The 22966-nt window shown below is 46.5% G+C and carries 16 protein-coding genes; 12 read left to right on the plus strand and 4 right to left on the minus strand.

What is annotated here, in order from left to right; translation table 11 throughout:
- Window positions 1-34: 34 nt before the first annotated feature.
- From PRUB_RS25765 to PRUB_RS25775, 3 genes are all read right to left on the minus strand, one after another.
- Window positions 35-838, minus strand: coding sequence for a DUF1338 domain-containing protein (locus PRUB_RS25765; protein WP_010381117.1), 804 nt, complete (start codon window positions 836-838; stop codon window positions 35-37).
- Between the two features lie 130 nt (window positions 839-968).
- Complete coding sequence (gene astA / locus PRUB_RS25770) at window positions 969-2003, minus strand: arginine N-succinyltransferase (protein ID WP_010381119.1); 1035 nt, start codon at window positions 2001-2003, stop codon at window positions 969-971.
- Window positions 2004-2036: 33 nt separating this feature from the next.
- Window positions 2037-3242, minus strand: coding sequence for an aspartate aminotransferase family protein (locus PRUB_RS25775; RefSeq protein WP_010381120.1), 1206 nt, complete (start codon window positions 3240-3242; stop codon window positions 2037-2039).
- A gap of 178 nt (window positions 3243-3420) precedes the next feature.
- On the opposite strand from PRUB_RS25775, the gene PRUB_RS25780 reads away from it, so the two are divergent.
- Entirely contained in the window at window positions 3421-3849 is a 429-nt protein-coding gene (locus tag PRUB_RS25780) for an Lrp/AsnC family transcriptional regulator (protein WP_010381122.1), read from the plus strand.
- A gap of 15 nt (window positions 3850-3864) precedes the next feature.
- On the opposite strand, the gene PRUB_RS25785 is transcribed toward PRUB_RS25780, so the two are convergent.
- Window positions 3865-5778: a putative bifunctional diguanylate cyclase/phosphodiesterase gene (locus tag PRUB_RS25785; RefSeq protein ID WP_010381124.1), complete on the minus strand. Its 1914-nt coding sequence runs from the start codon at window positions 5776-5778 to the stop codon at window positions 3865-3867.
- 464 nt (window positions 5779-6242) lie between these two features.
- On the opposite strand from PRUB_RS25785, the gene PRUB_RS25790 reads away from it, so the two are divergent.
- The 11 genes from PRUB_RS25790 (at window position 6243) to rluF (ending at window position 22944) form a co-directional block, all read left to right on the plus strand.
- The gene (locus PRUB_RS25790) at window positions 6243-6545 is read left to right on the plus strand and encodes an isoamylase early set domain-containing protein (protein ID WP_010381125.1); all 303 of its coding nucleotides are present in this window, start codon (window positions 6243-6245) and stop codon (window positions 6543-6545) included.
- 4 nt (window positions 6546-6549) lie between these two features.
- The gene (gene malQ / locus PRUB_RS25795) at window positions 6550-8532 is read left to right on the plus strand and encodes a 4-alpha-glucanotransferase (RefSeq protein WP_010381127.1); all 1983 of its coding nucleotides are present in this window, start codon (window positions 6550-6552) and stop codon (window positions 8530-8532) included.
- Window positions 8529-10763, plus strand: a complete 2235-nt coding sequence (gene glgB / locus PRUB_RS25800; protein WP_010381129.1) for a 1,4-alpha-glucan branching protein GlgB — start codon at window positions 8529-8531, stop codon at window positions 10761-10763. The genes malQ and glgB overlap by 4 nt, the downstream gene beginning before the upstream one ends.
- Window positions 10757-12856, plus strand: a complete 2100-nt coding sequence (glgX, locus tag PRUB_RS25805) for a glycogen debranching protein GlgX (protein ID WP_010381131.1) — start codon at window positions 10757-10759, stop codon at window positions 12854-12856. Before glgB ends, glgX begins: the two co-directional genes overlap by 7 nt.
- The gene (locus PRUB_RS25810; protein WP_010381133.1) at window positions 12849-15332 is read left to right on the plus strand and encodes a glycogen/starch/alpha-glucan phosphorylase; all 2484 of its coding nucleotides are present in this window, start codon (window positions 12849-12851) and stop codon (window positions 15330-15332) included. The genes glgX and PRUB_RS25810 overlap by 8 nt, the downstream gene beginning before the upstream one ends.
- 32 nt (window positions 15333-15364) lie before the next feature.
- Complete coding sequence (gene glgC, locus PRUB_RS25815) at window positions 15365-16663, plus strand: glucose-1-phosphate adenylyltransferase (RefSeq protein ID WP_010381135.1); 1299 nt, start codon at window positions 15365-15367, stop codon at window positions 16661-16663.
- Between the two features lie 10 nt (window positions 16664-16673).
- Entirely contained in the window at window positions 16674-18215 is a 1542-nt protein-coding gene (locus PRUB_RS25820) for a glycogen synthase (RefSeq protein WP_010381136.1), read from the plus strand.
- A 157-nt stretch (window positions 18216-18372) separates the two neighbouring features.
- The gene (locus tag PRUB_RS25825) at window positions 18373-19590 is read left to right on the plus strand and encodes an EAL and HDOD domain-containing protein (protein ID WP_010381138.1); all 1218 of its coding nucleotides are present in this window, start codon (window positions 18373-18375) and stop codon (window positions 19588-19590) included.
- 1 nt (window position 19591) lies between these two features.
- Window positions 19592-20689, plus strand: a complete 1098-nt coding sequence (locus PRUB_RS25830) for a DUF418 domain-containing protein (protein ID WP_021032824.1) — start codon at window positions 19592-19594, stop codon at window positions 20687-20689.
- 107 nt (window positions 20690-20796) lie between these two features.
- Entirely contained in the window at window positions 20797-21816 is a 1020-nt protein-coding gene (locus PRUB_RS25835) for an ABC transporter substrate-binding protein (protein ID WP_162144649.1), read from the plus strand.
- A 183-nt stretch (window positions 21817-21999) separates the two neighbouring features.
- Window positions 22000-22944 (plus strand): 23S rRNA pseudouridine(2604) synthase RluF, encoded by a 945-nt coding sequence (gene rluF / locus PRUB_RS25840; protein ID WP_010381144.1) that lies wholly within the window; start codon window positions 22000-22002, stop codon window positions 22942-22944.
- Window positions 22945-22966: the final 22 nt, after the last annotated feature.

The following is a 22966-nucleotide window of genomic DNA, read 5'->3' on the forward strand; positions in this document are numbered from 1 at the left end:
ACGACTGCTTTGACAAGTTACTGTGATATTACGCTTAACGCGCGTTAGTACTTTCGAAAATCTTGTCAGCTGATGCCGCAACAAAGCCTGTGTAGATTTCGCCATCTGGCTTGTTGTAGCGCAGGGCAAATTCGTAGAAACAGCTTGGAATGCTGAATTCACCGTCACTGAAAGCAACCGCATGCTGGTCAGCAAGCGTCGAAGATTGCTCAAGTAGCACTTCTGGTGAACCTTTGATTTCGCCACCTGATGCGTTCAATTCAAATCCGGCGTCTTTTAGTGCCTGATTAACGGCTTCAATGGTTTCGAAGTTGCTCAGGTGATTGATGCTTACAGTGAAATGGTTTGCGCGGTAACCCCAGGCTGCCATCCATGCTGCATATTCAGATTCAGCCAAAAGCTGCTTGTAGGTTTCGTGGCTAACTTGCCAATGTGTGCCTGAGTACAAGAAGTTTTCAGCAGTGACTGCTTGCTCATCGATTTGCTCGACAAGCGCGTTAACAATAGTTTGCAGCTCTGGTGAACACTTTTCTACCAAAAGCTCAGAAATGAATACTTTTGGTTTGGTCGGATCGCTGTGCTCAAAGTGCTTGGCATACAACTTTTTGGCTTCGAAGTGATATTCGCCGCACTCTTTATAGCCAACCGCTTTGAAATGGGCAGCCAATTTTTCCAGGCCAATCTTCTCGTGGTTAAAGGTACGCAGTGCGATATGATCGTTGATCACGTCATCTTGTTGCGTAGAACCAAGCAGTTCATGGACTTTAACTGCGGACGGAGTAACTTCAAGGTAGTTATTCCATAGTTTTTCAAATAAGCTATCTACATTGTTGTGCATAATGACAATCCTTAAAATGGCGGCTTAGCCGCGTTAAATATTACGACTAAGCACGACGCAATTGTTTAAATCGGTTGGAACATCAAGGGAGTGCAAGATGAGTTTTGCTGCCCTGACGTTCGAATGTATTTCACAGTAAGAATCCGCTGATCTCTTCACCGTCAGTAATCTTCAGTGCAGATGCAATGTCTGCAGTGATTCTGAATGAGCTGGTTTCAGCACACCAGTTGACACGAGTATCAAAGGTGGCACGAAAATCTGCTAAGTGACAATTTGATACTGACCAGGTTTCACCATTCATGGTGTCTAATTCATCTGGGTCCACAACATGTGCTTTGCCACGTTTGGTTTCTCGCACTGTTTTGATGTTATATAGTCTGGACTCGACGGTTGGGCCTGCATCAAACAGGTCCACATAGCCACGATGTTCAAAGCCTTCTTTTTCAAGCAGGCGCAGGGCAGGCTTGGTTTTCTCATGCACCTGACCGATGACGGCTTGCGCTTTTTTGCTGAGCAAGTTGGCATAAATTGGGTATTTAGGCATCAGTTCACTGATGAAAACTTTGTCTCCCAGTCCAACCAGGTGGTCCGCTTGCGGGAATTCGATGCTGAAGAAATGTTCCTGTAGCCATTGCCAGAAAGGAGAGTGTCCATCTTCATCGCTGACGCCACGCATCTCGGCAATTACCGTATCGCTGAAACGGTCAGCATGTAATGCCATAAAGTTAAAACGAGAGCGAGATAAAAAGCGGCCAGCAAGGCCCTGACGAAATGCTTCCCTGAGGAAAAGGGTACAAATCTCGGAGGCGCCTGTATAGTCATTACACATACTCAGTATATCAACTGTGTTGTAGACATTCAGAGTACGTGAATGGTGGACTGTTTTGCCCAAATGATAGTGATACAGAGGTGTTTGCATACCAACTGCGGCTTCTATCGCGGTTGTGCCCAGGATTTCACCCGTATTACTGTCTTCAAGGACAAATAAGTAGCCTTCGTCCTGTGGTTGTTTAACTGTTTTATCAAAGCTCTGCTCTGAGCGTGCAATTTTACTGCTCAGCAACTCATCGTCCACCGGCAGCGACGTAAATCCATGACCAGATTCAATCGCGATGGTTTTCAAAGCTGCGAAGTCTTTGTTTGAAATGGGTCTGAGTACTTGCATAATTTGAACAGGGCGCTGACGCGCCCCTCTCAATTAACCGTTTACAACGTCCGCTACAGCCAGCTCAAAGCGAGCCAGACCAGCCTGGATATCTTCATCCGGAATGACCAAAGAAGGTGTGAAGCGAACAACATTGGTACCTGCAACCAGTGCCATCAAGCCATGTTTACCGCTGGCGACCAGGAAGTCACGGGCACGGCCGTTAAATTTGTCATTCAGCACAGCGCCAAGCAATAGCCCTTTACCGCGCACTTCGCTAAAGACATTGTATTTTTCATTTATGGCAGCCAGACCATCGCGGAATAATTGTTCTTTACGCTTAACATCCGCCAGTAGCTGGGCGTCGTTAACGGTGTCAAATGCTGCTTCAGCAACGGCACAGGCCAACGGGTTACCGCCATAGGTTGAGCCATGAGTACCAATTTTCAGGTGCTTAGCAATTTCCTTTGTTGTTAGCATTGCGCCAATTGGGAAACCACCACCTAGTGCTTTGGCTGTGGTCAGGATATCTGGAGTGACGTTAAGACCCTGGTAGGCATAAAGATCGCCTGTGCGTCCAACACCGGTTTGTACTTCGTCAAAGATCAACAACGCGTTGTGCTTGTCACACAGTTCACGGACACCCTGAATAAATTCGCTCGTTGGTGGGATGATCCCGCCTTCACCCTGGAGTGGCTCCATCATAACCGCACAAGTTTTATCAGAGATAAGCTTGGCGAAGGTCTCAAGATCGTTGTAATCGACGTGTGTAACATCCTGCGGCTTAGGCCCGAAACCGTCTGAGTATGCTGCCTGGCCACCTACGGTAACAGTGAAGAAGGTACGACCATGGAAGCCTTTATTGAAGGCGATAATTTGTGTTTTTTCTTCTGAGTAATTGTCAATGGCCCAGCGACGTGCCAGCTTTAATGCTGCTTCGTTTGCTTCGGCCCCTGAGTTTGCAAAGTAAACTTGCTCACCAAAGGTTGCGTCAGTGAGTTTTTTCGCCAGGCGAAGAGCTGGTTCGTTGGTCATAACGTTAGACAGGTGCCAGATTTTCTCACCTTGCTCTTTCAACGCGTTCACGAGTGCCGGGTGACAATGGCCAAGACAGTTTACGGCGATACCCCCAGCGAAATCGATATACTCGTCGCCTTTTTGGTCCCAAACACGTGAACCCTTACCTTTTACCGGGATCACTTCAGACGGATTATAGTTAGGTACCATTACTTCGTTAAACAGCTCGCGATTCACTTGCATGACGACTTCCTCTTTAAAAAACTTTACATCTCAGGGTTGTATTAAGCGCTCATCTGCAACAGATAAAATCGCTTTCCCCGCTTTTTTGTCATTATTACGCGTTGTGTTGTCAATTTGCAGTGCAAAAATAAATAAAATGATTAAAATATCAGTCAAAATGACGATTTAAGTTTTCACAATGATCCATTCACAAGACGAACGTTTACTTTCTGAACTGAGGAAAAATGCCCGTGCTAGTATTTCAGAGCTGGCAAGAATTCTCGATATGTCCAGAACCACAGTGCAAAGCCGATTGCAGAAACTGGAGCATAGTGGGGTTATTCAGGGTTACAGTGTTGAACTGGGCAGACAGTATCAGGAATCTCAGGTTGCAGCCCATGTCTCTATTAAGGTCCGCCAGAAGCTGACTGCGCAAACAAATAATGCACTGAAGCAAATTAACAACATTTCAGCTTTATATGCCATTAGTGGCGAGTACGATATGATTGCAGAAGTTGAGGCACAAAGCCTGGAGCAACTCAGTCAGCTGCTCGATGACATAGGGAACCTGGAAGGCGTTGAGCGGACAACATCTTCGGTTATCTTAGAAACTAAGTTTAAGCGCTGAGGTGAGACTACCTCGTTAGCTGGACTCTGGCAGCCATACACTGGTACCGGTGGATGCAATGTGGTTCATATTGCTTTTCAGCACTTTGTTGCCCACGCGGCTGGAGGTTTCCGGGCGGCTGACCAGGTACCCTTGTACGCAGCGTATCCCCATTTGCTTAACCAACTCAAACTGGTCGACCTGTTCAACACCTTCTGCGACAATTTTAAGGTCAAGTTGTGCACCCAGCTCACTGATTGAGTTAAGGATCTTGTAGTATTTCGGGTTGTCTTTGGCCTGTGAAATAAACAGTTTATCAATTTTAATGACGTCTATGGGTAGATCGGCAAGCGTACTGAGCGAACTAAATCCGGTACCAAAGTCATCGATAGCAATAGTGACACCAGCGGAGCGACAACGCTCAAGCTGGGCAATGATTTCATTACTGGCGGTTATGAGTGTTGATTCGGTGATTTCAAGCATCAAAGAAGTGGGTGGTAAGCCAGTTTTTTCTAACGCGGCCATTACCCAGTCAAAAATAGCGCGATGCTTGAGTTGAATCCCAGAGACATTAACTGAAATTCTTACTCTCTTCATGCCTGCATTGTGCCACGCGGACATTTGTCGGCAAGACTCAAGCAGGATCCAATCTCCCAGATCCAAAATCAGGTTGGATTCTTCCGCAATGGGAATAAACTCAGACGGCGGGATCAGGCCTTCAATGGGGTGGTGCCATCTGGCGAGTGCTTCAAAATAGTCAATAGAGCAATCTTCAACATGCACAATTGGTTGAAACGACAGATGGAAATTCTGAGAAGCAATGGCCAGGCGTAATTCTTCCAGCAGGTAATGATAGCGACGAATTTTGTTGCCCATTTCCGGGGAGTAAACGCGGAAAATTCCCCGGCCATCTGTTTTGGCTCGGTACATAGCGACATCAGACATTTGTAATAGTGCATTCGGCGTCGCTGCACTGTCGGGGTATACGGCTATACCGATACTGGCGCTGATTTTTACCAGTTTATTGCCGAGGACAAAGTCGCGTTCAATTTCCCCAAGTATGGTTTGCGCTACTTCAGTGCAAAAGCCCGTGTCTTTGAGTTCCGGGATAAAGATAGAAAATTCATCGCCGCCGAGTCTGGACAGGTTTTGATCAAGCCCATGCACGGCATGCAGTGCCTGTAATTGGTATTGACGTACGACCTGGCACAAACGCTCGGCAACCTGGATCAGTATCTCGTCGCCAAAACTATGTCCGAATGAATCATTAACTTGCTTAAAACCATCGAGGTCGATAAATAGCAGGCCACACTTACTTTGCTGTTGTTCTGCCATCGCCAATTCGTTACTGATGTGTTCGATATAGGCATGGCGGTCTATCAGTTTCGTTAGTTTGTCCTGAAAGACATGGCTGTCGGTTTTAATTTTGATACGTTGGATATTGCTTGCAATGGTATGAACAGCATGACTGATCTGAGCAACTGAGCCACCGATCGGTAAGGCTTTGTAATCAATCTCAAGGCCACTAATGATGTCCTTGAGATCCCGGTCTATGTCGGTAAGCGCTTTAGCTCGGGCATGTTGTTGTCTTAATTCTCGCAACTTGTTCAGCATTAAGAGCAGCATCACCATAACAAGTAGCAGCAAGACTGGCGAAGAAAATACACGTTTGATGACCAGCTTAACGGGGGCAGAGGTGAATTCTGATTGATCGTACTTAAGCAATACATGTGTTTCGTCTTTTACCAACAAAAACCGCTGATCAGCAAACAGAAAAGCATACCAGGGCGTATGTTCTGACTGGGAGTTGATGGGTTGATTATATACCGCCATAGTGGTGCGACCAGTCTGGATGTCGACCACATTTTTTGTAAACAGCAAGCTAATAACAATGCCAATCACAACAAAACAGACAATACAGGTTGCTATATTTTTAAAAACACTTTGCATGATTGAGCGTATCCACCTACCTAAAGAAATTCGTCCCTGCCAGGAGCAGTAAGTATACTATAAATAAGCCCTAAGTATGACATGTTTTACACCTAATTCATGTGGGTTCAATCGTAGCTCAGTGCCTCGATGTATTCTAATTAATTAATACAGCTGTGGTGTGTTTAAGATCAAGTATCAATTAAATTCACTTTACACGAGAATAGTTCTCACCTAACTTTTTAACAAGTTTTGGCGCGTTTATTGCCCGTATACTAAGATACAGGCAGTTGTGCCAGCTTTCTAAGTGAAAATCACCATATTAGTGCAAGGCTGGACTGTCACTGCACTGTAATGAAGCGTACACACTGTACGTAGACAATAAGCAATTATGCTTTGTAGTTTCACAGCAACCGTTAGTCTAGCTGTAACGGGCACGGCACTGTGGCAAGGATAAACAACCTAGCGGTTTTTTGGAGCCCACAATGTTAACTAAGCGTTTTTTCAAAACAAAAAACGAAGCAGAAGTCACGTTTGAAATCACTCATCCTGAAGCAATCAAAGTAGAACTCGTTGCGGAGTTTAATGATTGGCAGCCTTTAACGATGAAGTTTAATAAAAAAGACAAACGATTTAAGCTAAAACACCGCTTACCGACAGGGCAAGAATACCATTTCAGATATTTGATCAATGGTGAGCATTGGGACAACGATGACCAGGCTGACGGCTATGTGCCTAACGGTTTTGGTACGCAAAACAGCGTCGTAGATACCCACAAGCTGGCTTAACGCAATGCAGGGGCTGGAGCAGCTATTTTACTTGCATGGAATAGGCTTTGATTACACCAAATATAACGGTGAGCATGTTTATTTCGACCATGCAACAAGAGTCAATGCACTGCGTTGTTGTGGCGTAAACACGGAAGATGCCTCGGACATCGCAAAGTTAAACTTTTCGCTGGATATCAAGCGCTGGCTTGACGTTGTGGGGGAAGTGGTACTGGCTGATGCCCAGTCAGGATGCTTCTCACTGAAAATACCCGAGTCAGCCCGAAACGCATCAGTTGTTGTTCAGATCCCCGATTTGTCAATATACCGCTGTTGCGCCTTGTCAGAGGCTGAAGTGGTCGGGGATTATCGTTACAACGGCGAAACTTATTTAGATGTGAAAATCAAAATAGGGGCGCTGCCCGTTGGTTATCATAAGACGCAAATAGAAGGCCCCTTTGAGACGAAAATTACCGAGCTGTGGGCAGTCCCCGAGCGTTGTTATGCCTTAGAGCAAGAACAGTTAAAACGAACTGGTCTGTCATTGCAGCTTTATACGTTACGCAGTGACCGTAATCATGGTGTTGGCGATTTTCGCGATCTTTATCAATTACTCCGTGGTGCTGCGGCTAAGCATTGTGATTTTGTTTTGCTGAACCCGCTACATTTACTGTTCGAGTCCGAGCCGGAGCGTGCAAGCCCTTATAGTCCCTCACATCGTTGTTTGATTAACCCCCTGTATATTGCATTGGACTGGGCTGTTGAAACACTCCGCGATCATTATCAGGTCAACGTGAGTGCTGCTTGCTGTCCGGATCCGTTCGATGCTCAGGCACAGTACATTGATTACAGTGCCGTCGCTGAATTGAAATACGCCATATTTACTCAATTGTATAGCGAGTGTATTGATATGCCCGTTGTTGAGCAGGCGGTGAGAGAATTCAAAAGCGATAGAATGCGTGACCTGAATGTCAGCGCACTCACAGAGCGGGAGTGGTTTTTGCAGTGGCTGGCACATCAGCAGCTTCAGGCCTGTCAGCAACATGCCACCCACGTCGGGATGGCAATTGGTCTGATTAATGACCTGGCAGTTGGCTGTGCTAAAGGCGGTTACGAGTTTGCTGAAAATGAGTCTCTCTTTGCAACCGGTGCAGATGTTGGTGCGCCGCCTGACCCTTGGGCTGAAACAGGCCAGAATTGGGGCTTGCCTGCACTCAACCCGATTAAAATAAAGAAGCAAAACTATGCCTATTTTCGTTCTTTGGTACGAAGCAACATGGCGTCTTTTGGTGCACTTCGAATCGACCATGTTATGGCCATTCGGCGCTTATGGTGGTGTTTTGAATCTGAGGGCAAACCGGGTGGGTGTTATGTGTACTACCCCTTTGAACATCTTTTGGCCATTTTAAAAATTGAATCTCATCTGAATCGGGCCATGGTGATAGGGGAAGATCTGGGTATCGTGCCGCCCGAAGTCTCATCCGCCATGAGTGAGGCGAACCTTTACGGCAATATTTTGATGTATTTTGCCAAAGATCAGCAGGGTTATTTTAAACCTTCCGAGCAGTATCGTGCTGACACATTATTAATGGTCGCAAACCATGATGTGGCGCCATTTAATGCCTGGTGGACGCACAATGATATTTTACTTAGAAAAGATTACCAGCTGTGTAGCGAACAAGAAGCCACACAAATGGCGATGGCAAGAGAAGATGATAAGGCCAGATTATTAGCATGGTTGGGGATAAATGACACATTCCCTGCGCAGCAACATTCGAAGATTCACAGCATATATGGTGCACTGCTGAAAAAACTTGCAGCCAGCCCCAGTAAGTTGCTTGCTATTCAACTTGATGACCTGGAACAACAACATTTGCCAGTGAATATTCCTGGCACCGACCGCGAATATCCCAATTGGCGTCGCCGTCTGGCGACACCAGCAGAACAGACTTTAGAACAGAATCGTCATTTAATGGCAGAGATAAAAAGGATTAGAGAGCAGGCATGAATTCAGCAAGTAAATCGCCCATTGTAACCCTCGAATACGCAGCACAAATTTCGGCACTTGAAGCCGGGTGCTTTCGTGATGCCTTCTCTTTTCTTGGCTTACACAGTACCGGGCAGGGCTCAATTATACGGGTTTATATGCCCGGAGCCCTGACAGTGTCAGTGAATGACGGACGCCACTCAACAGTCATGCAGCGCATAGGACAATCTGCTCTGTTTGTCGTTGAGTTTGATCGCAAAGTTTCGTCTGGGTATCACTTAACCGTTGAATTTATTGATACGGTTATTACAACCCGAGACGCCTACGACTTCAGCAGTGCGTTGGATGAGTCGGCGATGTACTTATTTAATGAAGGTTCTCTGGAACATGGTTACCTTCACTTTGGCGCCAGGGCTATCACTCATCAAGGCTGCAATGGTACGCAGTTTTGTGTTTGGGCACCCAATGCGCGCAGTGTTTCTGTCATTGGTGAGTTTAATCATTGGCAGCCTTCTCAACATTTTATGCGTTTTCATCCTGCCAGTGGGGTGTGGGATTTGTTTATACCTCATCTTACGGGCGAGCAGGGTTATAAATATGCCATCGTCGGTGTGGATGGTGAGGTAACTGAGCGCGCTGATCCTTACGCTGTTAAGATGCAGCAAGCTCCGGGTACCGCGAGTGTAATTCAGCCTGCTCAGCAGTGTATGACATTGAGTGATGCCGATCAGGCACAACGGCGAAAGCGCAATGCCATTGATGCTCCGATTGCGATATATGAAGTGCACCTGGGCTCCTGGAAACGCAGAGAAGAAGAGGATAACCGTTATCTGACTTATCGCGAGCTGGCTGATGATTTATTGCCTTACGTTAAGGAACTGGGCTTTACTCATGTTCAGCTAATGCCTATCAGTGAGTATCCATTTGATGGTTCCTGGGGCTATCAGCCGGTAGGGTTGTTTGCGCCGACTAGCCGTTTCGGCTGTCTTGACGATTTTCGTTACTTTATACGTCAATGTGCTGCGCTTGAGCTGGGCGTCTTGATCGACTGGGTTCCAGGTCACTTCCCGTCAGATCCGCATGGTTTGCATCGGTTTGACGGAACCCACTTATATGAGCATGCAGATAGTCGCCAGGGTTATCACCCCGACTGGAATACCTATATCTATAACTATGAACGTCCGGAAGTAAAAAGTTACCTGCTTTCCAATGCAAATTACTGGCTTGATGTCTTTAAGCTGGATGGCCTCAGAGTGGATGCAGTTGCTTCTATGTTGTATCTCGATTACTCGCGTAATGATGGTGAATGGATCCCGAATCAGTTCGGTGGCAGGGAAAACCTTGGAGCGATCGACTGTATTCAGTCAGTCAATACCCGCAGCTATGGCAGGCATCCACATATCATGATGGTGGCTGAGGAGTCGACGGCCTGGCCTGGAGTCACGCAAGCCGTTGACCACAATGGTTTGGGATTCGGCTTCAAATGGAACATGGGATGGATGAACGACAGTCTGAGCTATATGCAAAGAGATCCAATCCACAGGAAGTATCATCACCATGAAATGACCTTTTCTATGGCGTACGCTTACTCGGAAAATTATATTTTACCACTGAGCCATGATGAAGTCGTACATGGTAAAGGGGCATTGCTGAGCAAAATGCCAGGCGACGATTGGCAGCAATTTGCTAACTTGAGAGCCTATTACGGGTTTATGTATGCTCATCCGGGTAAAAAACTGTTGTTTATGGGCAGTGAATTGGCACCCCGCACTGAATGGGATCATAACACGACGCTGGACTGGTCATTGCTGGAATCACCTGCTCATCAGGGGATTTATCAGACCGTCAAATCACTCAATCATTTATATAAAAACACCCCTGCTTTATATGAGCTGGATAATTCGCCTTGTGGGTTTCAGTGGATAGACTGTCACAATGGCGAACAGTCAATTTTGAGTTTCGCACGTTTCGGTAAATCCAGTTCTGATCTTGTCGTGGTAGTCAGTCACTTTACGCCTCAGGTGTTGCATAGCTACCGAATTGGTGTTCCTAAGAGTGGCATATATCAGGTGGTGTTTAACTCTGATGAAAGCAGCCTGTATGGAAGTGGTACCACGCCAGTTGCGCATCAACAGCAAATGATACAAAGCAAAGCCATTGCCAGTCATGGCTTTGAACACAGTATTGAAATCACTATAGGCCCATTGAGCACTATCTACTTACAATATTTGAGTGCTGCCAAACCATGTTAACGTCGCACAGGGGTCAACCCTCACCATTAGGCAGTACTTTGCATGAACAAGGGGTCAACTTTGCTGTGTATGCACCGTCGGCCACTCAGATGCAACTTTGCCTGTTTGATCAAAGTGGCCATAGCGAAATTGCGAAGGTCACTATGTATCGTCATGAGGGAGGGCTATGGTCCGTATTCGTTTCTCCACTGCGTGCGGGGACATTATATGGCTATCGTGCAAACGGAGCCTATGCGCCTGAAAAGGGCCTGCTGTTTAATCAAAATAAATTACTGTTAGACCCGTATTGTAAAGATTTTCAGGGCGAATTTACCTGGAGTGAGCGCCACTTTTGTCATTTGCCTGTTGGCACCCTTAACGAAAGTGACAATGCGGTAGATATGCCCAAATCCAGTGTTACAGACATTGCCCGATACGATGGTCAGAGACCAAATGTACCCTGGTCAAAAACCCTTATTTATGAATGTCATGTACGTGGCGCGACTAAGCACTGTGACTTTGTGCCTAAGCCTTTGCGCGGTAAGTTTCTGGGCCTGAGTCACAGCAACTTTATTGCCCACCTTGCCAGTCTGGGTGTCACAACAGTGGAGCTGTTGCCATGTCATGCTTTTATCTCTGAACAGTTTTTAACGACCAAGGGGCTGAAGAACTACTGGGGCTATAACTCATTGAGCTTTTTTGTGCCGCATAAAGCCTTTTTGGTAGAAGGGCAAATTAGCGAGTTTCAGCAAATGGTTCGCGAGTTCCACCTTGCTGGCATTGAGGTGATCCTGGACGTTGTATACAACCATACAGCAGAAGGCGGTCTAGACGGGCCAACCTTATCACTCAAAGGACTAAATAACACTGGATATTATCGGATGGTGGGAGAGCAGGCCCATTATATCAACGATACCGGCTGTGGAAATACCCTTAATATCGATGACCCATATACGCTAAAGCTGATTATGGATAGCTTAAGGTATTGGGTTGAGTATATGGGGGTCGACGGATTTAGATTTGATTTGGCAACGATATTGGCTCGCACGGAGCACGGCTTCAATTCTCAACACAGCTTTTTGCAGGCGATCGCACAAGATCCTGTACTGAGTAAAGTTAAGTTAATTGCCGAACCCTGGGATGTTGGCCCGGGTGGCTACCAATTAGGTGGATTTCCCTCTCCGTGGCGTGAATGGAACGACAAATATCGAGATACGGTGAGACGGTTTTGGCGTGGAGATGCCGGTACTCTGTCGGAACTTGCTAAACGTGTGCATGGCTCTCATGAGTTGTTTGAACACAACCAACGCGGGCCGCTTAATTCTGTTAATTTTATCACCAGTCATGACGGGTTTACGCTCTCTGATTGGGTGAGTTATGAACAAAAGCACAACTTTGCCAATGGCGAGGAGAACCGTGATGGTCACAGTGAGAACATCTCGTTTAATTGCGGCATAGAGGGCCAGACGGAACAAGCACACATACTGGCACTGAGACACCAAATCCAAAAAAGCGCTCTGATTACGCTAATGATGTCAAAAGGTGTACCGATGCTAGCCGCGGGGTCGGAAATTGCGCATTCTCAGCAAGGTAATAATAACGCGTATTGTCAGGATAATGAGATTAACTGGTTGAGCTGGCCGCAAACTATTACCGAGCGATTGATTCACAGCCTACGTGTAAAGAGAGACTGGGATGATGGCCAGGAAAGTGCCTTGTGTGCCTTGATAGCTCAGCTCCAGGAAATCAGGTGTCGTTATGCGATATTCCATCACCCGTTTTATATTCATACTCAAGATGAACGATTTAACATTAGCTGGTTCAACAAGGATGCACGTCCAATGTCTGAGGGAGACTGGCACGACAGCAATAATAAAACGCTGATCTATATGTTGACGGATACGCTCAGAAAACAAAATTTATTGGTGATATTACATGCCGGCAGTGACGACGTAGAGGCTAAATTACCGGTTATTCCGGGCGTTGTCTGGCAGCTTTCACTCAGCTCTGTACATCCCACCGAAACCATCGAAAAAAGTCAACAGACTCAATCCCTGAGTGCACACAGTGCCTGGGTATATCAATCTCATAATGAGGATCTCAAGAATGACTAAGAAAACGTCAAATGTGTGTGTTGTAAAGCATTGGCAGGAAGCTCCAAAACTGGATGAAAGCACGCTGGCTGATGATTTAATGCGGCATTTTTACTATACCCTGGGACGTGACAAAGTCGGAGATTCTAAACACTATTTGTTTCAGGCTTTGGCGTTGACCGTCAGGGATCGGCTCGTGGCAAGGTGCAGAGCAACGAATCAATATCTTGCCGACAACCAATGTAAACGTGCCGCGTACTTATCACTGGAATTTTTGATGGGCAGAGCGTTGGGTAACGCGGTCTTGAGCCTGGATCTGGAGAAGCAAACGCGTGAAGCGCTGAAAGAATATTGCACCGAGTTTGAATATGTTGAGCAGGCTGAACATGATGCCGGGTTGGGCAATGGTGGTCTGGGACGACTGGCGGCGTGTTTTTTGGATAGTTGTGCGACATTGGCTCTTCCGGTGATAGGGTATGGGATCCGTTATGAGTACGGCATGTTCAATCAGTCAATGGAGCAGGGGTTTCAGGTGGAGCAGCCAGACAACTGGTTACGTGAAGGCCACCCTTGGGAAATGCCAGCGCCAGAGCAAGCCAGAGTGATCAAGTTTTTCGGTCATGTTGAGGGGCATCAGGATAAACAGGGTCGTAATCATCGCATGTGGGTGAATACTCAGGATGTGCTGGCTGTACCTTATGATGTGCCTATTCCGGGTTATCGAAATGGGGTGGTGAACACCTTACGGCTATGGAAATCGGAAGCGACGGATGAATTTAACTTAAAGGAATTCAACGCCGGTAGTTATTCTGAAGCGGTAGCCAAGAAAAACCTCGCCGAGCAGATCACTATGGTGTTGTATCCGAATGACAGCAGTGAAAATGGTAAAGAGCTGAGACTCCGACAGCAGTATTTCCTGTCGAGTGCCAGTTTGCAGGACATCTTGCATCAGTGGGTGGAACAACATGGTACGGATTTTAGTGAATTTTCTGACCTTCATGTTTTCCAGCTTAATGATACCCACCCGAGTATTGCAGTAGCAGAGCTGATGAGGCTGCTGATTGATGAGTATGAACTGGAATGGGATCAGGCATGGTCAATCACTAATTCAACCATGGCCTACACTAACCACACATTGTTGCCTGAGGCATTGGAAAAGTGGTCAGTGTCTTTGTTTGCTCGTCTGTTACCCCGCTTGCTGGAAATTATTTATGAGATCAATGCGCGCTTTCTATCAGAAGTGGCGTTGATGTGGCCTGGGGATATAGAAAAACAACGTGCACTGTCACTCATAGAAGAAGGTGACCATCCACAGATCCGTATGGCTTACCTCGCAATTGTGGGCAGCTTCTCGGTCAATGGTGTTGCTGCATTGCATACTGAGCTGCTTAAGTCAGGGCTGTTTCATGATTTCTATCAGCTCTGGCCTGCTAAATTTAACAACAAAACAAATGGTGTTACGCCCAGACGCTGGCTTGCCTATTGTAACCCTGAATTGGCTGAACTCATTACCAGCAAGATTGGCGAGCAATGGCAAGCAGATTACGCCGAAATTAAATCACTGCGCCGTTACTACGATAACAAAACGTTCCAGAGTCAGTGGCAATCGGTTAAACAAAGAAATAAAGAAAAACTTGCAAAGCTGGTGCAGGCGCGGTGCGGTGTGGAGTTTGATGCCAGCATGATGTTCGATGTGCAGGTCAAACGCATCCATGAATATAAACGCCAACTGCTGAATATTCTGCATGTGATTTCTTTATATGATCGTATTCGCCGTGGCGATACTCAAGGCATGGTGCCTCGCTGCGTGTTGTTTGGTGGTAAGGCTGCGCCTGGCTATGCAATGGCTAAGCTGGTGATTAAGCTGATCAATAACGTTGCGAATGTTGTTAATAAAGATGCGAAGGCTAAATCACTTCTTCGAGTCGCATTTTTCCCAAATTATAATGTAACGGCTATGGAAACGATTTGCGCTGCGACGGACTTGTCACAGCAAATTTCAACGGCGGGCAAAGAAGCATCCGGTACCGGGAACATGAAGTTTATGATGAATGGTGCACTCACCATTGGCACCCTGGATGGCGCAAATATTGAAATCAGAGAACAGGTGGGGGCAGATAACTTTTTCTTATTTGGTGCTACCGCACAACAAGCAGAGGAAGTGCGCCAGCACTATGATCCAAACGCCATTATTCAATCCAGTCAGGCACTCAGCAATACTATGGCGTTGCTGGAGAGTGGTCATTTCAACTTGTTTGAACCTGGAATTTTCAACGACATCATTGCCGCGATCCGCAGCCCTCACGATCCCTGGTTGGTTGCACACGACTTTGACAGCTACCTGGATGCACAACAACGTGCAGCAGAAACCTATCAGGACCAGTCGCAGTGGCTGAGAATGAGCATACTTAACACGGCCGCTAGTGGCAGTTTTTCTAGCGATCGCACTATTCAACAATATTGTGACGATATTTGGCGCTTAACCCCAATGCAGTAGATCGTAGATAGACTTTTTAATGGAGATAATGAATGCCCAGTTATGCAAACCGATATATTAGTAACCTGACCAGAGAAACCTATGCATTGATCCTGGCTGGTGGTCGTGGTAGCAGGCTGCATGAGCTGACCGACTGGAGAGCAAAGCCCGCGGTGTATTTTGGAGGCAAACACAGAATAATAGACTTTCCGTTATCAAATTGTATTAACTCGGGGATCCGCCGGGTTGGCATAGCGACACAGTACAAATCGCACTCTTTGATCCGCCACGTTAACCGCGCTTGGGGTCACTTTAAGAAAGAGCTGGGTGAGTCAGTGGAGATTTTGCCGGCATCTCAGCGATATGGTGACGAGTGGTACTGTGGTACGGCGGATGCCGTATTCCAGAATATGGACATTATTCGTCACGAGCTGCCTAAATATGTGATGATCTTGTCAGGCGATCATGTTTATAGAATGGATTACGGTGCTTTGTTGGCAAAGCATGTCGAAACCGGTGCCGATATGACCGTATGCTGTCTCGAAGTGCCGTGTGAGGATGCTGCCAATACCTTTGGCGTGATGACTGTTGATGAGAAAAAGCGAGTCCGGCGTTTTGATGAAAAGCCGGCTGCGCCGAGTGAGATCCCGGGCAAATCTGGAGTCTGTTTAGCCTCAATGGGCAATTATGTGTTCAATACAGAATTTTTGTTTGAGCAGCTAAAGAAAGACGCAGAGCGCGAAGGATCTGGCAGGGATTTTGGCCACGATATCATTCCGGCTATTATCGAAGAGCATAATGTATTTGCATTCCCATTTCGAGATCCCAGCCACCCCGGCCAACCTTACTGGCGTGACGTGGGCACAATAGATTCGTTCTGGGAAGCGAATATGGAGCTGGTGTCTCCGCAACCACAACTTGACTTGTATGACCCGAGCTGGCCAATTTGGACGTATCAGGAGCAGCTACCGCCGGCGAAGTTTATTTTTGATGACGACGAAAGGCGCGGTATGGCTGTGGACTCAACGGTATCTGGTGGCTGTATTATTTCAGGTTCCAGAGTACGGAAATCTCTATTGTTTTCAAATGTTCATGTACACTCGTATTGTGAAATAGAAGGCGCAGTGGTTTTGCCTGGTGTGGTGATTGAGCGTCATTGTCGGATCAAAAATGCCATTATTGATCGCAGCTGCCACATACCGGAAGGCATGGAGATTGGTTATGATCAGGAGCAAGATAAAAGAAATGGCTTCAGAGTCTCTAAAAACGGCATTGTGCTGGTGACCCGTGATATGCTTGTTGCACTAGAAAAGCAACAGCTGTTAGCAGGTCAGAACCAGGAAACGGCGTAAAAGGACAATCATGCATGTAGTTATGGTGGCAGCGGAAAATGACCGCTTGCCGAGTTGTAAAGTTGGGGGGGTTGCGGATGTGATCCGCGACATTCCTTATGCACTGGCAGAGCAGCAAATCCGTTGCTCTGTTATCGTACCGGATTATGGCCAGTTCGAACTAAACCGGGAGTTCGTTGCAGATATTGCGGTGCCTTTTAAGCAACATTTAGAAACAGCGACACTGTGGCGAGTTGCAAGTGAGTCAGGTGTAGATCAATATGTCGTGTCGCACTCGTTGTTCTCGCAACATGATGGCGCCATTTATTGTAATGATGGCGATCAGCCATTTGCAACAGATGCCAATAAGTTTGCGCTATTTTGTGCTGCGGTGAGTGAGCTGCTTGAGCATGAGATGATAGGGCCCGTTGATGTACTGCATCTACACGATTGGCATGCCGCTGTAGTGGCGGTGCTTAAAACTTTCAGTCCTCGTTTTGTTAATTTAAAACAGATCAAAACGGTCTATACAGTGCATAATCTCGCATTGCAGGGGATCCGGCCGTTTAAGCATGATGACTCCAGTCTGGAATCCTGGTTTCCAACTCTGAGCTATGACGGCAGTCGGATATGTGATCACATCTACCCTCATTGCTTTAATCCCATGCGCGCAGCCATTAACCTCGTAGATAAAGTACACTTGGTGTCACCAACCTATTGTCAGGAAGTGCAGCTAAGCAGCGATCACGAAAGTGGCTTCTTTGGTGGTGAAGGGTTGGAGCATGATATGCAAGCTGCTGACAGAGCGGGCAGGCTGGCAGGTATTCTCAATGGGTGTATTTATTCTCAGCATGCTGACCAGGGAGCTGACATCTCGCTGAGTGACTACTGTGAGTTAGCAGAGCAGGCGCTGTTTGTGTGGATGTCTAAGCGTTCAGAACTAATGCCTGCTCATTACATCGCTCACCAGCGTGTCATGCAATGGCGTCAGCATGGGCAATTTCGTCGACCTCTGGTCACCAGTGTTGGACGTTTAACGGACCAAAAGGCGCTTTTGCTCAGACAACCAAAAGAGGGTCAACTGATCCTGGATAAAGTGGCGGCTTTGATCAACGAGTACGGTGGGGTGTTGGTTATTCTGGGCTCCGGCGATCCGCACCTTGAGTATCTGTTTACGCAGGTTATGGCCCGTCACAGTAATGTTTTGTATTTACAAGGATATGGACAGACTTTGGGCGACCATCTGTATGACCTTGGTGACTTGTTTCTGATGCCCAGTTCATTTGAACCCTGTGGGATCAGTCAGATGCTGGCAATGCGTGCAGGGCAGCCTTGTCTTGCTCACCAGGTCGGTGGGCTGAAAGACACCATTGCACATGAGGAAACTGGATTCCTGTTTGGTGGACGTAACTTGTCTGAGCAGGCTGAGCAGTTACTCGAAGGTTTAAAGCGGGCGCTCGATATACATAGGCACGAACCGCAAAGGTACCGTGATATTAAGGACAATGCAAAAGCGCAACGATTCAGTTGGGATACCATTGCCAGTCAATATATCGAAAAATTGTATGAGTAGGCGTTTGCCTGCTCGCTCTGCTATCGACTATTCTAATACATTAATGTTTTAGTTTGATTTTTTTTCTAATGAAATGGGGTTAAAATATTCCCCATCAAGACAAACTAATAAAACAAAAGTGCTATTAATTGAGCAGTAGATAGCTGGGAGCAGTGATTTGAAAGTGTTTGTGGCAAGGCAGGCCATCTTTAACAGGAAGAAACAGGTGGTCGCGTATGAATTGCTGTTTCGAGATGGTAAACAAAATTGCTTCCCCAACATTGCTGATGATGCCGCGACAGCGCGGCTTATAATGGACAACCAGCTCAATCTGGGCACTCGATATCTGACTTCTGGTAAAAAGGCTCTGATCAACATTGGAGAAGAGTCGCTTAATCAGGAGCTCGCCCACTTTCTGCCTAGCAGTGATGTGATCCTGGAGCTGTTGGAGACGATCCCCCCGACAAAAGACAATTACGAACGCGTCAGGTCGTTGTTTCACAATAATTACCGACTGGCATTGGATGATTTTACTTACTCTAAAGACTGGGAGCCCTTTCTCAAATTGGTCCGGCTTATCAAGTTCGATTTGGTCGAAAGCCCGCTGGATACAATCGGCCCACTTGTTGAGCAACTAAAAACACGTAAAAACCTGAAATTATTGGCTGAAAAGGTAGAAACCGAAGAAGAATTCGTTGAAGCGAAAAAAATGGGTTTTACCTTTTTTCAGGGATACTTTTTCGCTAAGCCCACGATGATTTCTCAACAAGATATCGAAATCAACTACGCCATAGTTATGTTAATTTACGCAGAAGTGCTGAAGCCGAATATGAACCTTGGACGGATTTCGGAGCTGTTTGCTCAAGATACGGCTCTTGCCTACAAGCTACTTCGGTTGATCAATTCTGGGGTTTTTCCAATCAAAAACCGCATTGAATCCCTCAAGCAGGCGTTGGTTTATTTGGGCAACGAACGCGTGCTCAAGTTTGTGAATCTGATCATGACAGCCCATGTGGCGACGAATAAACCCACCGAGTTGACTCGTCTTAGTATCGTACGCTCACGTTTTTGTGAACTCATCGCACAGCAAATCGCACCAGGCATTGCTGGTATGAGCTTTCTGGCAGGGTTATTTTCTTTACTGGACGCTATTTTGGATAAACCGATGGAGTTGTTAGTTGGCCGATTGCCTTTTCCGGAGATGATCCATGATGCGCTGCTGGGTAAATCAAACACCTTGTATTATATATTAAATGTCGTCAGGGCTTACGAAAGTGGCAGCTGGTGGGCATTACAGGAGGCCTGTGCGATGCTAAATATGGAAGATGACAGTTTGCCTGATTTTCATGCATCCGCCGTTACCTGGGCCGACATGTACCGCGACCACGTTTATTGATGTGAGAAATCAATACATCGATAGCCTGAGAGGCTTTGCATTATTGGGCCTGAGCCTGACAAACTTATTCTTTATGGCAAACTTTGCCTATGGTTATGTGCCCCCAGTTACACGCGACGGGGTGGAATCAGTTTTGTCGCTTTTCACCACCGTGTTTGCCGATGGTCGGTTTCGAACCTTATTTTGCCTCGTGTTTGGTGCAGCATTGGTAATTCAGTATAAAGCGCACGACAAGGGCGAGGATAACCTCTTTGTTATCAAATCTAGATTGTGCGTATTGGGCTTATTTGGCGTACTACATGGCTACTTACTTTGGCCTGGAGATATTCTGCTGAATTATGCATTGTCGGGGTTGCTGGCGCTGATGTGGCTGGATGCGAAACATAGATTACTAAGCGCAGCGCTACTGATAGTCCTTCCGGTTATATTGCTTGTGATACTCAGCATCCTGGTCAGTGAACCTGGCTTTGACAGGTCCAGTGCTGAGTATGCGACGTTATTGAGTTCTTTGCCGGTAAGCTACGCTCAGTTGCTGAGCCAGAATATCAGCCATTTCAATATGATGATCATTCTAATCCCGTTGGCTACTTTGTGGAATACATTGGGTCTGATGCTGTTAGGGATGGAACTATTTGAACGAGGTTGGTTTTCAGGGCAGCGTTTTGTATCTGGTAAGAAGATGTGGACCTGGTGGTGGGGAAGTGTGCTTGCATCCCTGATACTTTGGTCAAATAATGAAACTACCCTGGGGCAGATGCTGGAAACATTGAATTGGTTGGCTGCAATACCTATGGCCTTATGTTATTTGGTGCTGTTGCAAGCTATCCGCCAATTTTGGCCTAAGTTTAGCCAGGTACTCGCGATAGCGGGACGCTATTCGCTGTCTTTGTACTTGTTGCAATCAATGGTTGGGATTTTGGTGTTTCATGTTCTTTTTCCTGAGACCAGGGTGTCCTTTACTCGTGTTGAGTATTTCGGTTTTTTTCTTACTCTGACCCTGTTTCAGGTGATTTTAGCTATACTGCTTGATAGGGCGAAGAAAACCGGCCCAGCTGAGTATTTATTGAAGCGTTGCGTGCGCTACCTTAGTCAAACGTAACATAAAAAAGGCTGTTTATTGTGAAGTTATTGCAGTGTGTTTTATTGAGCTGGGGATTGCTTTTCGCCCCTTTGAGTTGGGCAAAGGCCGATTTTTCAGTGCTTTTAGTGAACCCATCGATTTCTGGTGAACCATTTTGGCAAAAAGTAGAATCTATCGCTATGGCCGCCAGTAAGCAGCTTAATGTTAAATTGGACGTGATTTATGGTGATGGCAGTCGCTATATTCAGCTAGAAGAATTACAGAAATACTTAGAGTATCGAGCAACACCTGATTACGTTGTTTTGATGCTATACCCCGGTAATGCTGAGCAACATCTGGACCTATTAGAAAAGTATGGAATACAGTACTTAACCTTAGAACAAACCATTAATGGGCCTGAGCAGGTTGAGATTGGCAAACCTGGACAGAGATATAAAAATTGGTTGGGTGAGATTTACTTTGACAATTTTCGTGCAGGCGCTGATCTGGCGCAGGCTTTGACGGATTCATTACTTGAGAAGAGGCCTGCAGTTAAACCTCAGGCGCTAGCGATCAACGGTCATTATGGCAGTGAATCGGATGCTCGCAATCAAGGCGCGCAATCTTTTTTTGGCAGCCAGGGCGTTGCCTTGCAACAATCTATCTATGCAAGCTGGTCAAAAACCCAGGCGATGGAAAAAACGCAGCGTTTGCTTAAGCGTTACCCCAACACAAACATAATCTGGAGTGCGTCAGATCTGATGGCAATGGGTGCACTAAGTGCGGTGAAACAGCGTGGTGAGAAGGACCAGGCATTTGTTGCCATTGGTGGATTTGACTGGCTCAATGACACGCTCAGGTTGATTGAAAAGGGTGAATTGCAGGCCTCCGTCGGTGGTCACTTCATCATGGGTGGGCTGGCTATTTTGTCTTTGTATGATAAGTTCCATGGCCATTCCTATTGGCAAACCAACCAATCGATTACTTACCCACTTGTAGTCATTAATCAACACAATGTGCATCGCTATATATGGCTGGCCGAAAAAATTGACTGGGCAGGCGTGGACTTTAGCGGGTTTAGCTTGCTTAACAATAAACAATCGAACTACTTGGTGTCGCCGACCTTTTTAGCCAAGGATAACGCTCCAGGTGTGATTAGCGACTGAGCAAGCTATAACGTTAGCCGAGTTAAAGTCACACCTGTTGATGAAATATTTCTACTGGCGATGAAATTTTGTTACCATGCGCCCCCGTAACTGCCCGTTGGTCAAGCACACCGGATTCTGAGCCTGTGGGCCGGATATCGGACAGTATTGACTCATTGCACACGAAAAGAAAAGTGTCCCTTTATGAATGAACCTAAGCGACTAAATAAATACATCAGCGAAACCGGGTTTTGCAGCCGCAGAGAAGCGGACACCCTGATCAGTGACGGCCGTGTCAGTGTTAACGGTCAGGTTGCCGAAATGGGTCTGAAAGTCAGTGATGCAGACACTGTTTTGGTTGATAATAAACCGCTCAAAGCTAAGCCTAAGCGGGTATATATCGCTTACAATAAACCCGTTGGTGTGACCTGCACAACAGAGCGAAAAATAAAAAGTAATATTGTCAGTGCCATTCAGTATCCGGAACGTATTTTTCCTATTGGCCGTTTAGACCGGCCCTCAGAAGGACTGATCTTTTTGACCAATGAGGGCGATATCGTCAACAAAATATTGCGTGCTGGCAACAATCATGAAAAAGAATATGTGGTAACCGTCAATAAGCCTGTCACCGATGCGTTTATAACTGGTATGCGTTCGGGCGTGCCAATTCTTGGCACCATGACTAAAAAGTGTTTTGTCAAAAAGACCGGGGCCAGGCAGTTTACCATTGTTTTAACTCAGGGACTGAATCGTCAGATCCGACGTATGTGTGAATACTTTGATTATGAAGTACAAACACTGAAGCGTGTGCGGATCATGAATGTGAACCTTAACGGTTTAAGACCGGGACAGTGGCGCCACCTGAGCGAGTCTGAAATGGCAGAGATAAATGCTTCAATTGAAGGTTCCTCGAAGACCGAAGAGGCGTCAGTGGATACGTATAAACGTACACAGCGTCACACTGCGAAGCCGCGTCAAGATGGTGAAACAGCGGCCAGAGGGCAGAGCAGAAAGTCTGCGTCTGAGCAAAAGCGTAAGCGCCCAGGCAATGCACACGATGATAATACTGCAAATCGTGGTAGACCGAAAAGTCGCGCTGGCGCTAAGCCAAAAGGCAGGGTAAAAGGGACTTTGTCTCTCAAAAAATAACTTAAAAAAAGGGCCGCACACT

The organism is Pseudoalteromonas rubra (assembly GCF_000238295.3).
GTDB lineage: Bacteria > Pseudomonadota > Gammaproteobacteria > Enterobacterales > Alteromonadaceae > Pseudoalteromonas > Pseudoalteromonas rubra.

Excerpts from the sequence above, each read along its gene's own strand:
- PRUB_RS25765 (WP_010381117.1), bottom strand. The coding sequence starts at position 838 with ATGCACAACAATGTAGATAGCTTATTTGAAAAACTATGGAATAACTAC.
- astA (WP_010381119.1), bottom strand. The coding sequence starts at position 2,003 with ATGCAAGTACTCAGACCCATTTCAAACAAAGACTTCGCAGCTTTGAAA.
- PRUB_RS25775 (WP_010381120.1), bottom strand. The coding sequence starts at position 3,242 with ATGCAAGTGAATCGCGAGCTGTTTAACGAAGTAATGGTACCTAACTAT.
- PRUB_RS25780 (WP_010381122.1), top strand. The coding sequence starts at position 3,421 with ATGATCCATTCACAAGACGAACGTTTACTTTCTGAACTGAGGAAAAAT.
- PRUB_RS25785 (WP_010381124.1), bottom strand. The coding sequence starts at position 5,778 with ATGCAAAGTGTTTTTAAAAATATAGCAACCTGTATTGTCTGTTTTGTT.
- PRUB_RS25790 (WP_010381125.1), top strand. The coding sequence starts at position 6,243 with ATGTTAACTAAGCGTTTTTTCAAAACAAAAAACGAAGCAGAAGTCACG.
- malQ (WP_010381127.1), top strand. The coding sequence starts at position 6,550 with ATGCAGGGGCTGGAGCAGCTATTTTACTTGCATGGAATAGGCTTTGAT.
- glgB (WP_010381129.1), top strand. The coding sequence starts at position 8,529 with ATGAATTCAGCAAGTAAATCGCCCATTGTAACCCTCGAATACGCAGCA.
- glgX (WP_010381131.1), top strand. The coding sequence starts at position 10,757 with ATGTTAACGTCGCACAGGGGTCAACCCTCACCATTAGGCAGTACTTTG.
- PRUB_RS25810 (WP_010381133.1), top strand. The coding sequence starts at position 12,849 with ATGACTAAGAAAACGTCAAATGTGTGTGTTGTAAAGCATTGGCAGGAA.
- glgC (WP_010381135.1), top strand. The coding sequence starts at position 15,365 with ATGCCCAGTTATGCAAACCGATATATTAGTAACCTGACCAGAGAAACC.
- PRUB_RS25820 (WP_010381136.1), top strand. The coding sequence starts at position 16,674 with ATGCATGTAGTTATGGTGGCAGCGGAAAATGACCGCTTGCCGAGTTGT.
- rluF (WP_010381144.1), top strand. The coding sequence starts at position 22,000 with ATGAATGAACCTAAGCGACTAAATAAATACATCAGCGAAACCGGGTTT.